Raw genomic sequence first — 12,387 nt, forward strand, 5'->3', positions numbered from 1 at the left:
GTGCGGGCCCTCTTCCGTGCGCCCGCGCTCCGGACGCCGTACACCTGCCCTTCGGGGGCCGTCCGCCTCCCGTCCGCCCGCCGGGCGGAGCGCGGTCGCCGCGGCGGCCCGCGCTTTTCGGTGCGGGCGAGCAGGCACGGGCGGGTCCACCCGGCCGGAGCGGGCCGTAGGGTGAGACGTATGAACGATCGCATGGTGTGGATCGACTGCGAGATGACCGGGCTCTCGCTGTCGGACGACGCGCTCATCGAGGTGGCCGCGCTGGTCACCGACTCGGAGCTGAACGTGCTCGGCGAAGGCGTGGACATCGTGATCCGCCCGCCGGACGCGGCGCTGGAGACGATGCCGGACGTGGTGCGCCAGATGCACACCACCTCCGGTCTGCTCTCCGAGCTCGCCGCGGGCACGACCCTGGCGGACGCGGAGGAGCAGGTCCTCTCCTACGTACGTGAGCACGTCAAGGAGCCGGGCAAGGCCCCGCTGTGCGGCAACTCGGTGGGTACGGACCGCGGCTTCCTCCTCCGCGACATGCCGACCCTGGAGGACTACCTCCACTACCGGATCGTGGACGTCTCCTCCATCAAGGAGCTGGCGCGCCGCTGGTACCCGCGGGCGTACTTCAACAGCCCGGAGAAGAACGGCAACCACCGCGCCCTGGCCGACATCCGCGAGTCCATCGCCGAGCTCCGCTACTACCGCGAGGCGATCTTCGTCCCGCAGCCCGGCCCCGACTCGGACACCGCCCGCACCATCGCGGCGAAGCACGTCCTGCCCGCGGAATAGCCCTGCGACGGGGCCCCTCCCGGGCCCCCGCAAAAGCCGTGCGCGAGCACCCCTTCGGACCCTGTACACTTTTTCTCGGCCGGTCGGGGAAACCCAAGGACCGGTCGTGGTGGGTGTAGCTCAGCTGGTAGAGCACCTGGTTGTGGTCCAGGATGTCGCGGGTTCAAGTCCCGTCACTCACCCTGAACAGTCAGCCGGTGACCTGATCGACAGGTCACCGGCTGACTGCGTTCCCGGAGCCGGGCGGCACGGTCCGGCGCCCCGGCCTCATGCGTCCCCGCGCGGGTCGGCCGCCCGCCAGGCCGCCGCGAAACGGTGGACGTCGGCGAAGCGGTCGTCCGGATCGGGGAACGTGGCGCGCGCCACGACCGCCAGCTGCTGCGGCGTACCGCGCCAGGCGCGCTCCTCGTCTCCCCCGTCCAGCAGCAGCCGGGCGGTACGGCCGAGCGTGGAGACGGTGGTCCGGGTGTCCACGACCGCCCCGCGCACGAACTCCTCCGGGGCCATGAAACGCCGCGAGCCCGGCAGGCGCTCCTCCTCCACCACGAAGGGGCCCGGACGGTACTCGTCGAGGTCGACCAGATGGGCCACATCGGCCGCGAAGTCGTACAGCAGCGCCCCGTCGTAGAAGTCCACCGCGACATGCCCCGCGGCCTCCACCGCGAGGTGCGCGTCCAGGACCCGGTCGAAGGCGGCCAGCACGCGAGCCACCGGCAGGGCCCGGAAGCGGGCCGCCGGACTGTCCGGGCTCGTACGGTCCCGGTGCCCGGCCGCGGTCGCGTGGTACAGCACCTCGCCCTCCCGCCAGGGCATCACCACCGCCCAGCTGTCGCCGACGGCGATCCGGTGCACCTGGGGGACGATCGCCGGGTGCCGGACGGCGCGGTGAAACGCCCATCCTCGTTCGAGTGAACGACGGGCCCGGTCGTTGACCGCTTCCTTGACGAACCAGCGAGCGCCGTCGAGCAGCCGCACCCCGTACGACACACACCCCGAGTCCTGCCCCCGGAATGCCCTGAACACCTCGCCGACGCGGCCCAGATACGGCTCCACCGCGGACACTTCACCGACTCCGAGCAAAGGATGCAGGACCATGGTCACCAGCCTGCCCTACCGGCGGCCGGCGGGCGGGCCGCCGGCCGGTCCCCGCGGCGCGGCGGGGGTCCGCCGGCCGCACCGCGGCACGGTCCTCAGGAGGAGGCGCGCACCACCAGCTCCGCCGGCAGGACGAGTTGCCGCTTCTCCAGGCCCCGTGACACCGCCGGACGCCGGTCCGCGATCTCGCCGAGCAGCAGGTCGATCATCGCGCGGCCCATCTCCTCGATCGGCTGGCGGACGCTCGTCAGCGGCGGGTCCATGTGGCGGGCGATGGCGGAGTCGTCGTAGCCGATCAGCGCCACGTCGTCGGGTATGCGGCGGCCCGCCTCGCGGAGCACCTGGCGGGCGCCCGCCGCCATGACGTCGGAGCCGGCGAAGACCGCGTCGAGGTCGGGGCAGCGCTCCAGCAGCAGGCTCATCGCACGGCGACCGCCCTCCTCGGTGAAGTCACCGGGGACGATCAGCCGGTCGTCCACCTCCTGGCCGGCGTCGAGCAGGGCCTGACGGTAGCCGTCCACACGGCGCTGGGCACCGTAGACGTCGAGGCGTCCGGCGAGGTGGACCACCTTGCGCCGCCCCTGGGCCATCAGGTGCTCGACCGCCGCGCGGCCCCCGCCGTAGTTGTCCGAGTCCACCGACGGCAGCGTCTCGTCCGCCGAGCGGCGACCGCTGATCACCGCCGGGATCTCCAGCTGGGAGAGGAGGTCGGGGAGCGGGTCGTCCGCGTGGACCGAGACGAGCAGGACGCCGTCCACCCGATGCGCCGCCAGGTACTGGGCCAGCCGCTGCCGCTCCCGGTCGCTGCCCGCGAAGATCAGCAGCAGCTGCATCTCGGTGTCCGAGAGCTCCGCGCCGACACCGCGCAGCATGTCGGAGAAGTACGGCTCGGCGAAGAAGCGGGTCTCCGGCTCGGGGACGACCAGGGCGATGGCGTCCGTGCGGTTGGCGGCCAGGGCGCGGGCCGCCGTGTTCGGGACGTAGCCGAGCTCCGCGACCGCCGCCTCGACGGCGGCGCGGGTCGCGTCACTGACCCGCGGGGAGCCGTTGATCACCCGGGAGACCGTGCCGCGGCCCACTCCGGCGCGCGCGGCGACCTCTTCCAAGGTCGGCCGGCCGCCACCCCGGCCCCGCGCTCCGTGGCTTGCCATGGTCCGCCTCCCGTCGACACCGCGCGCTCCGCGACTGGCCTGGAATCTAACAGTCGTGTTCATGGACGGGAGTCCCGGCGCGGGGTGCCGGTCCCCCCGGACTTCATCCTCCCGCACCGGGCGGGCACACTGACACGAGCCATCACACCCGTCCCGGGGCGGTCCCCGACTCCGGCCCCGGAGTTAGCTAACGGGCCGATAACTGAACGCATATCTCCGCGCTCCCACCCTTGACACCCCCGCGCGAACCGACGACTCTTCAACACATCACCTGTGGGAGCGCTCCCACAGTACCTGACACATACACATCCCGCACGTTCCCCGCCCGAGCCGCAGCGAGAACCAACGGGCCCAACAGAGCAGTTGGCCGGGGGGTCGGCACGTCAGGCAACAGGAGGACTCAATGCGCACGAGTACCCGTCGGTCCCGCAGGCTGGGGGCCCTCGCGGCCGTCGCCGCGCTGACCACAGGGCTGCTGGCCGGCTGCGCCAACGACTCGGACGACGGCTCGTCGAACTCCGACGGCGGCAATGGCAAGGGTAAGACCACTCTGACCATCGGGACCTTCGGCGTCTTCGGCTACAAGCAGGCCGGCCTCTACGACGAGTACATGAAGCTCCACCCCGACATCTCCATCAAGGAGAACGTCACCACCCGTACCGACGTCTACTGGCCGAAGACCCTGACCCGCCTCCAGGCCGGCTCGGGCACCGACGACATCCAGGCGATCGAGGTCGGCAACATCACCGAGGCCGTCCAGACCCAGGCCGACAAGTTCGTCGACCTCGGCAAGGACGTCGACAAGTCCCAGTGGCTGGACTGGAAGAACGCCCAGGCCACCACCAAGGACGGCAAGCTGATCGGGCTCGGCACCGACATCGGCCCGATGGCGATCTGCTACCGCAAGGACCTGTTCGAGAAGGCCGGTCTGGAGACGGACCGCACCAAGCTCGCCGAGCAGTGGAAGGGCAACTGGTCCAAGTACGTCGCCGTCGGCAAGGACTACATGAAGAAGGCGCCGAGCGGCACCAAGTTCGTGGACTCCGCCTCCTCGGTCTACAACGCGGCGCTCGGAGGCGAGAGCGAGCGGTACTACGACAAGGACGGCAACGTCATCTGGGACAAGTCCTCGGGCGTGAAGACGGCCTGGAACGCCGCGATGTCGGTGGCGACCAGCGACATGTCGGCGAAGCTGAAGCAGTTCGACCCGACGTGGGACCAGGGCTTCGCCAAGGGCTCGTTCGCCACGGTGGCCTGCCCGGCCTGGATGATGGGCTACATCCAGGAGAAGTCCGGTGACTCGGGCAAGGGCAAGTGGGACGTGGCGGCGGCGCCGACCGCGGCCAACTGGGGCGGTTCGTTCATCGGCGTGCCGACGGCGACCAAGCACCAGAAGGAGGCCGTCGCGCTGGCGAAGTGGCTGACCGCCCCGGAGCAGCAGGCGAAGGTCTTCGGCAAGCAGGCGAGCTTCCCGTCGACCCCGTCGGCGTACTCGGCGCTGAAGCCGCAGGCCGCCACCACGGCGTACTTCTCCGACGCGCCGATCACCCAGATCTTCTCCGACTCGGCGAAGACCATCCCGACGCAGATATTCGGTGTCAAGGACCAGCCGATCGGCACGGCCATCACCGACGTCGGCATCCTCCAGGTCGAGCAGAAGGGCAAGACGCCCGACCAGGGCTGGAACGCGGCCAAGTCGGAGATCAAGGACGTGCTCGGCCAGTGACCAGCTCCAAGCAGGCTCTCGCGCAGACCGCGTCGAGCGCCGACGCCGCGCCCGGTGACCAGCCGGGCGCGGCCCGCCGCGCTCACGGTCGCGGTACGCCGCCCCCGGGCCCGAGCTCGTGGCGCAGCCGGCTGTACCGCTGGGACATGAAGGCGTCGCCGTACGCGTTCATCGCCCCCTTCTTCATCGTCTTCGGGGCCTTCGGGCTCGTGCCGCTGCTGTACACGGCCTGGTACTCGCTGCACAACGTGCAGTTGTCCGGCCTGGACCACCAGACCTGGGTGGGCCTGGACAACTACAAGAACCTGCTGTCCTCGGAGTTCTTCTGGAACGCCCTGGAGAACACCTTCACCATCGGTGTGATCTCCACGGTTCCGCAGCTGCTGATGGCGATCGGGATCGCGCATCTGCTCAACTACCGGCTGCGCGGCTCGACCGTGTGGCGAGTCGTGATGCTCACCCCGTACGCCACCTCGGTGGCGGCGGCGACGCTGGTCTTCACGCTGCTGTACTCGTGGGACGGCGGCATGATCAACTGGCTGCTGCACTTCGTCGGGATCGACCCGATCAACTGGCGCGAGTCCGACTGGGGCGGTCAGTTCGCCGTCTCCTCGATCGTGATCTGGCGGTGGACCGGCTACAACGCGCTGATCTATCTGGCGGCGATGCAGGCGATCCCCACCGATCTGTACGAGTCGGCCGCGCTCGACGGGGCGGGCCGCTGGCAGCAGTTCCGCCATGTGACGGTCCCGATGCTCCGGCCGACGATCCTGTTCACCGTGGTGGTCTCGACGATCGGCGCGACCCAGCTCTTCGGCGAGCCCCTGCTGTTCGGCGGGGTGAGCGGCTCGAAGGGCGGCTCCGCGCACCAGTACCAGACGCTCGGCCTGTACATGTACGACCAGGGCTGGGGCATCGGCAACCTCGGTAAGGCGTCCGCGATCGCCTGGACGATGTTCCTGATCCTGCTGATCGTCGCCGCGATCAATCTGCTGATCACCCGACGGCTGAGGAAATCCCAATGACCACAAGTGAACTGACGCTCCCCGAGGCGCAGGGGAGCCACGCGGACGGCGGGAGGCCCGTACGGCGCCGTGTGCTCGGCGCGGGCAAGCAGCTGCACGCGGGCCCGGCCACCTATGTCGTCCTGACGGTTCTCGCGCTGGTCTCGCTGGCGCCGCTGCTGTGGACCGCGATCGCGGCCTCCCGCAACAACGAGCGGCTCGCCCAGACACCACCGCCGCTGTGGTTCGGCGGGAACCTGTTCAAGAACCTCCAGACCGCCTGGGACCAGGCCGGGCTCGGCACCGCGATGGTCAACTCCGTGATCGTCGCCGGGACCATCACCTTCGGTACGGTCCTGTTCTCCACGCTCGCCGGGTTCGCCTTCGCCAAGCTGCGGTTCAAGTTCTCCAGCACCCTGCTGCTGCTCACCATCGGCACGATGATGATCCCGCCGCAGCTCGCCGTGGTCCCCCTCTATCTGTGGATGAGCGACCTGGGCTGGTCCAACCAGCTGCAGACGGTCATCCTGCCCACCCTCGTGAGCGCCTTCGGCACGTTCTTCATGCGGCAGTACCTGGTGCAGGCACTGCCCACCGAGCTGATCGAGGCCGCGCGGGTCGACGGAGCGAGCAGTCTGCGCGTCGTGTGGCACGTGGTCTTCCCGGCGGCGCGGCCGGCGATGGCGGTGCTCGGGCTGCTGACCTTCGTGATGGCGTGGAACGACTTCCTCTGGCCGATCATCGCGCTCAACCAGCAGAACCCCACCGTCCAGGTCGCCCTGAACGGCCTCGGCACCGGCTACATCCCCGACCAGTCGGTGATCATGGCGGGCGCGCTGCTCGGCACGTTGCCGCTGCTCATCGCCTTCCTGCTGTTCGGCAAGCAGATCGTGGGCGGCATCATGCAGGGCGCGATCAAGGGCTGACGGGCCGCACCGGGGCCCTTCGGGGCCGGGTCACCGTCGCCCCGGCCCCCTTCTCCCCTCCCCCTTCTCCCTGTTCCTTTTCTCCCCTACTTCCGTTCCGTCGGTCTCCTCGACCCCTTATGGGAGCGCTTCCATGTCTGAGCCCGTTACCCCCGTGACCTTCCCCCCGGCCTTCCTCTGGGGCGCCGCGACCTCCGCGTACCAGATCGAGGGGGCGGTGCGGGAGGACGGCCGCACCCCCTCGATCTGGGACACCTTCAGCCATACGCCCGGCAAGACGGCGGGCGGTGAGACCGGCGACGTGGCCGTCGACCACTACCACCGCTATCGCGACGACGTGGCGCTGATGGCGGACCTGGGCCTGGGCGCGTACCGCTTCTCGATCTCGTGGTCCCGGGTGCAGCCGACCGGGCGCGGCCCCGCCGTGCAGCGCGGCCTGGACTTCTACCGGCGGCTCGTGGACGAGCTCCTCGCCCATGACATCAAGCCCGCGATCACCCTCTACCACTGGGACCTGCCGCAGGAGCTGGAGGACGCGGGCGGCTGGCCGGAGCGCGACACCGCGCTGCGCTTCGCCGAGTACGCGCAGATCGTCGGCGCGGCGCTGGGCGACCGCGTCGAGCAGTGGATCACCCTCAACGAGCCGTGGTGCAGCGCCTTCCTGGGGTACGGCTCCGGCGTGCACGCCCCCGGCCGCACCGACGCGGAGGCGTCGCTGAGGGCGGCCCACCACCTGAACCTGGCCCACGGGCTCGGCGCCAAGGCCCTCCGGTCGGTCATGCCCGCCCGCAACTCGGTCGCGGTGAGCCTGAACTCGTCGGTGGTCCGGCCGCTGTCGCAGGAGCCGGGGGATCTGGCGGCGGCCCGCCACATCGACGACCTCGCCAACGGCGTCTTCCACGGCCCGATGCTGCACGGCGCCTACCCCGAGACCCTGCTCACGGCCACCGCCCCGATCACGGACTGGTCGTACGTCCAGGACGGCGACCTCGCGGCGATCCACCAGCCGCTGGACGCGCTCGGCCTCAACTACTACACCCCGACGCTGGTATCGGCCGCCGACTCGGCCGTCGAGGGCAACCGCGCGGACGGCCACGGCGCCAGCTCGTACTCCCCCTGGCCGGGCGCGGACGACGTCGCCTTCCACCAGACCCCGGGCGAGCGCACGGAGATGGGCTGGACCATCGACCCGACGGGCCTGCACGACCTGATCATGCGCTACACGCGGGAGGCCCCGGGCCTGCCGCTGTACGTGACGGAGAACGGCGCCGCCTACGACGACAAGCCGGACCCGGACGGCCGGGTGCACGACCCGGAGCGCGTCGCGTACCTGCACGGCCACCTGTCCGCGGTGCGCCGCGCGATCACCGACGGCGCGGACGTCCGCGGCTACTTCCTGTGGTCCCTGATGGACAACTTCGAGTGGGCGTACGGCTACGAGAAGCGCTTCGGCGCGGTGTACGTGGACTACGCGACGCTGGCCCGTACGCCGAAGTCGAGCGCCCACTGGTACGCGCAGGCCGCGCGGACCGGCGCGCTGCCGCCGGTGACGGCCGCCGAGTAGGACCCTGGCCGCCCGGGCACACGGGGGACGGGGCGCGGCGCCCGAGGGGGGGGTGCCGCGCCCCGCACGCGTGTCGGCGCCCCGGCCGGGTGGGGGGAGGTCCGGCCGGGGCGCGCGACCCCCGTGGGGGGATGGCTACTTGAAGGCGGCGAAGGCCTTCGAGAAGGCGTTCGCGTCCTGGACGACGGAGCTGCACGTCGCGTCGGCGGAGTTCTTCGCGCCGCCCGGGCACTGCTTGTCGCGGGTGGCGGACCACATGGAGAGCCAGCCGAGGCCCTTGGACCGGGCGAAGGTCACCAGCTGCGAGGCGTCGTCGACCTTGAAGATCTCGGAGGAGACGTCGTTGACGCCGATCATCGGGGTGACGGCGACGGCCTTCCAGGCGGCGCTGTCGGAGAGACCGAGGACGCTCTTGACCTGGGCCTGCGTGGCCGTGGCCGCCTGCTCGGCGTAGGTGCCCATGTCACCGCTGTACGCCGGACCGTAGTCCATCGCCATGATGTTGACGGTGTTGATCTTCACACCGTTCGACTTGGCGTTGGACAGCAGGTTGACGCCGTCCTGGGTCAGACCCTCCGGCATCACCGGCAGGGTGAAGGACACGTCCAGGTCAGGGTGCTGCTGCTGGAGCTTGGCGATCGCCTTCGCCCGGTTGGTGTTCGCGGTGGTGTTGGGCAGCGCGCCGCCCTCGACGTCGAAGTCGACCTTCGTGAGGTCGTACGCGTCCACCGCCTTCCCGTACGCCGCCGCCAACGCGTCGGCCGAGGAGCAGCTCGTCGCCAGCTCGGTCCCGGAGGCCCCGCCGAAGGACACACGGACGTCGCCGCCCTTGGCACGCAGGGCTCCGATCTGCGATGCCACGCCGTCGCTCGCGAGGTCCGTGACGCCACCCCACTTGGGGGTGCAGCCGCCGCCGTCGGTGACGAAGGCCAGGTTGTAGTTCTTCACGCCGGTGGCCGCGGCGCTGCCGACCAGGTCGAAGGCGGGGTAGAGCGAGGTGTCGACGTAGGGCGCGAAGCCGGCCGTCGTCGTGTTGCCGCTGCCCGAGCTCTGCGAGGGGGAGGGGGTGGCCGTCGCGGTCGGCGTCGGGGTGGCGCTCTGCGAGGCGGTCGCGGTCGGGGTGGGCGTGGGGGTCGCCGACTGCGTCGGGCGGCCGCTGGGCTCGGGCGTCGCGCCGTCGTCCACCGAGCACTTGGTGTCGTCGACGAGACAGCCCGTCGGGTCGGCGGTGCCGTTCACGACGAAACCGACGGTGACGGACTCGCCGGCCTTCAGGCCGTCCTTGTCCCAGGAGGGCGGCTTCACGGTGACGTGCTTCCCGCTCACGCTCGACTCGCCGTTCCACAGGGAGCTGAGGGTGGCGCCGGAGGGCAGGTCGAACTCCAGCGTCCAGTCGGCCTTCACCTGGGCGTTGTCATTGGTGATGACGTACTGCGCGGTGTAGCCCGTCGACCAGTCGCTGGTCCTGGTGTACGCGGCGCCGACGCCGGCGGCCTGCGCGGTTCCGGTGAACAGGAGGGCGCCGCCGCCGACCACGGCCGCGGCGACGACGCCGCCTATCGCCTTGTTCCTGCCACTGACCTTGCGCCGGTGCGTGCTGCTCATCGCGTGCCTGCCTTCGCGGTTTCACGGGAGTTCACGGGGATTCCCAGGGGTGGGTGCGGCAGCACGCTAGCGATCCGGAATCGGGCAAACCGCTTCATCCGGACGAGGGTTGAGGATCTTAGGGTGCGCTTAAGGAAGGCATCGGGGGTGGTTAAAGGTCGAGACCAATTGAGGGTGCGCCGGGGGTTCAGCTGAGGGCGCGCCGGGGGTTCAGCGCACGCCGACGCCGCCCCGCCTCCGGCGCCGTACGGATCCCCGGTGGCCCCGCCGCTCCGGGGTCCGTCCGTCCAGCTGGATCCAGATGCGCACCTCGGTGCCACCCAGCACGGAGGAACCGATGCGCACGTCACCACCCGTCGACTCGGCGAGGCGCCGCACGATGTCCAGCCCGAGCCCGGTCGAGCCGTCGGTCCCCGACCCGCGCCCGCGCGCCATCGCCGCCTCGGGGTCCACGATGCCGGGGCCCGCGTCCGAGACCAGCACGATCACGGCGTCCTCGCCGTTGTGCACGTCGACCGCGAAGGCCGTGCCCTCGGGCGTGTGCCGGAACACATTGCCGAGGAGGGCGTCGAGGGCCGCCGCGAGGTCGGCGCGGGCGACGGGTATCCGGACCGGTCGCTCGACCCCGGCCATGCGTACCTTGCGCCCTTCGTCCTCGGCCAGCGCGGACCAGAAGTCCATGCGTTCGCGGACGACTTCGGCGGCGTCGCAGCCGGCGCCGACTCCCTTCGCCGCGGTCTGCGGCTTGGCCTCGCGGGCGGTCCGGATGATCGTGTCGACCTCACGCTCCAACTGCGCGACGGCGGCCCGGGTCTGCTCGGCGGCCGGACCGTCGCCCAGCGAGGCCGTGTTGAGGCGCAGCACGGTCAGCGGTGTGCGCAGCCGGTGCGACAGATCGGCGGCCAGCTCCCGTTCGTTCGCCAGGAGCTGGACGACCTGGTCGGCCATGGAGTTGAACGCGACGGCGGCGAGGCGCAGTTCGGTGGGGCCCTCTTCGGGCACCCGGGCGCCCAGTTTCCCCTCCCCCAGCTCGTGCGCGCTCTCGACCAGCCGCTGGGCGGGCTGCACCATGCGCACTCCGAGCCGGTCGGCCACCGCGACGGAGCCGACGATGAGGGCGACGCCGACCGCGGCGAGCACCGCCCAGGCCGTACCGACGCCGTTGCTGACCGCGGACTCGGGGACGTACACCTCGACGACCGCGATCTCTCCGGAGCTCAGCGCGACGGGCTGGAGCAGGGTGGAGCCGCCGGGGACCTCGGTGGTGGAGGCGCGGCCCAGCTTGCGGGTGGTGGCGACGTCCTTGCCGTCGGCGCGCCGCTTGCCGATCTCCACCGCGGCGGTGCCGTCGGCGGCGGGTATGTGCACGGCCATTCCCGAGTCCGAGCCGGCGGAGGCGACGACCCGCTCCAGCTTGTCCCGCTCGGTGGTGATGGAGAGCGCGGGGGCGATGGCGGCGGCCTCGCGCTCGGCGTTCGAGAAGGCACGGTCCCGGGCCATCTCCTTGATGACGAGGCCCAGCGGCACCGCGAAGGCGACGACGACCATCGTGGTCACCGCCACGCACACCTTGACCAGCGCCCACCTCATGACGCCCACTCCCCTGCCGGTGCCCGCCCGCTCGCGCCCGAACGCCCGCGCGGCGCCCGCCTGCTCACACCCGAACGCGCTGCCGACGCCTGCCCGGTCGCACCTGAACGCGCCGAGGGCACCTGCCCGCCGGCCCCCGGCCGACCGGCCGGCGACCCCTCGTCCGCACCCGGCCGTCCGGCCGGTCGGTGCGGGGCGGCGTCCGGCCGTCCGACGCCGGCGCGCCTCATAGCGGCGGCTCCGCTCTCGGTGGCTCCAGCTTCACGCCGACGCCTCTCAGCGTGTGCAGATAGCGCGGCCGGGCCGCCGTCTCGCCCAGTTTCCGCCGCAGCCAGGACAGATGGACGTCGATGGTCTGGTCGTCGCCGTAGGCCTGCTGCCACACCTCGGCGAGCAGCTCCTTGCGCGGCACGACCACGCCGGGCCGCCCCGCCAGGAAGGCCAGCAGATCGAACTCGCGGCGGGTGAGGTCCAGTCGGGCGCCGTCCAGCTCGGCCTGGCGCCGCAGCGGATCGATGGCGAGTCCGCCGACACGGATGACGGTCGACGGCGGCACGTCCCCCGTGCCGGCGCGTGAGCGGCGCAGCACGGCGGCCATCCGCGCCGACAGGTGCTCGACCGAGAACGGCTTGGTCAGATAGTCGTCCGCCCCGTCGTTCAACAGGCGGACGATCTCGCTCTCGTCGTCCCGCGCGGTGGCGATGATCACCGGCACGTCGGTGATTCCGCGCAGCATCTTCAGCGCCTCGGCCCCGTCGAGATCGGGCAGGCCGAGGTCGAGGATGACCACGTCGAAGGAGAAATGGGCGACCTCGCGCAGCGCCTCGAGGGCGGTACCGACACTGCGCACGGTGTGTGCGGCGTCGGTCAGATGCCGGATGAGGGCCGAGCGCACGAACTGGTCGTCCTCGACCACGAGCACACTTGCCATGGGCGGCACCGT

The 12,387-nt window shown here is 71.2% G+C and carries 10 protein-coding genes and 1 tRNA gene; 6 read left to right on the top strand and 5 right to left on the bottom strand.

The features are described 5' to 3' along the window. The first annotated feature begins 180 nt into the window (after positions 1-180). Positions 181-783: an oligoribonuclease gene (gene orn / locus ACZ4IF_RS04955; RefSeq protein ID WP_095934529.1), complete on the top strand. Its 603-nt coding sequence runs from the start codon at positions 181-183 to the stop codon at positions 781-783. A 109-nt stretch (positions 784-892) separates the two neighbouring features. After that, positions 893-965: transfer RNA gene (locus ACZ4IF_RS04960), tRNA-His, on the top strand. Between the two features lie 85 nt (positions 966-1,050). Here the strand turns inward: ACZ4IF_RS04960 and ACZ4IF_RS04965 are convergent. Together ACZ4IF_RS04965 and ACZ4IF_RS04970 are read right to left on the bottom strand one after the other, a co-directional pair. Beyond that, positions 1,051-1,878: a protein kinase family protein gene (locus tag ACZ4IF_RS04965; protein WP_467559572.1), complete on the bottom strand. Its 828-nt coding sequence runs from the start codon at positions 1,876-1,878 to the stop codon at positions 1,051-1,053. Between the two features lie 95 nt (positions 1,879-1,973). Next, positions 1,974-3,029 carry a LacI family DNA-binding transcriptional regulator gene (locus ACZ4IF_RS04970; protein ID WP_345641154.1) on the bottom strand — a complete coding sequence of 352 codons (1,056 nt, stop codon included), beginning with the start codon at positions 3,027-3,029 and terminating at the stop codon, positions 1,974-1,976. A 403-nt stretch (positions 3,030-3,432) separates the two neighbouring features. Between ACZ4IF_RS04970 and ACZ4IF_RS04975 the strand changes: the two genes are divergently transcribed. From ACZ4IF_RS04975 to ACZ4IF_RS04990, 4 genes are all read left to right on the top strand, one after another. Beyond that, positions 3,433-4,755, top strand: a complete 1,323-nt coding sequence (locus ACZ4IF_RS04975; RefSeq protein ID WP_467559574.1) for an ABC transporter substrate-binding protein — start codon at positions 3,433-3,435, stop codon at positions 4,753-4,755. After that, complete coding sequence (locus ACZ4IF_RS04980) at positions 4,752-5,780, top strand: carbohydrate ABC transporter permease (RefSeq protein ID WP_095934533.1); 1,029 nt, start codon at positions 4,752-4,754, stop codon at positions 5,778-5,780. Before ACZ4IF_RS04975 ends, ACZ4IF_RS04980 begins: the two co-directional genes overlap by 4 nt. Continuing rightward, positions 5,777-6,685: a carbohydrate ABC transporter permease gene (locus tag ACZ4IF_RS04985; protein WP_467559577.1), complete on the top strand. Its 909-nt coding sequence runs from the start codon at positions 5,777-5,779 to the stop codon at positions 6,683-6,685. The genes ACZ4IF_RS04980 and ACZ4IF_RS04985 overlap by 4 nt, the downstream gene beginning before the upstream one ends. Before the next feature lie 133 nt (positions 6,686-6,818). Further along, positions 6,819-8,249: a GH1 family beta-glucosidase gene (locus tag ACZ4IF_RS04990; RefSeq protein ID WP_467559579.1), complete on the top strand. Its 1,431-nt coding sequence runs from the start codon at positions 6,819-6,821 to the stop codon at positions 8,247-8,249. Between the two features lie 135 nt (positions 8,250-8,384). Here the strand turns inward: ACZ4IF_RS04990 and ACZ4IF_RS04995 are convergent, their stop codons facing one another. The 3 genes from ACZ4IF_RS04995 to ACZ4IF_RS05005 all read right to left on the bottom strand — a co-directional run bounded on the left by ACZ4IF_RS04995 (position 8,385) and on the right by ACZ4IF_RS05005 (position 12,375). After that, positions 8,385-9,854 carry a glycoside hydrolase family 18 protein gene (locus ACZ4IF_RS04995; RefSeq protein WP_467559581.1) on the bottom strand — a complete coding sequence of 490 codons (1,470 nt, stop codon included), beginning with the start codon at positions 9,852-9,854 and terminating at the stop codon, positions 8,385-8,387. Positions 9,855-10,064: 210 nt separating this feature from the next. Continuing rightward, on the bottom strand, positions 10,065-11,444 hold the full coding sequence (locus tag ACZ4IF_RS05000; RefSeq protein ID WP_467559583.1) for a sensor histidine kinase: 1,380 nt from the start codon (positions 11,442-11,444) through the stop codon (positions 10,065-10,067). Positions 11,445-11,670: 226 nt separating this feature from the next. Further along, positions 11,671-12,375 carry a response regulator transcription factor gene (locus tag ACZ4IF_RS05005; RefSeq protein WP_179332436.1) on the bottom strand — a complete coding sequence of 235 codons (705 nt, stop codon included), beginning with the start codon at positions 12,373-12,375 and terminating at the stop codon, positions 11,671-11,673. Positions 12,376-12,387 lie beyond the last annotated feature (12 nt).

The sequence above is a fragment of the Streptomyces sp. NPDC025784 genome, from assembly GCF_055558435.1.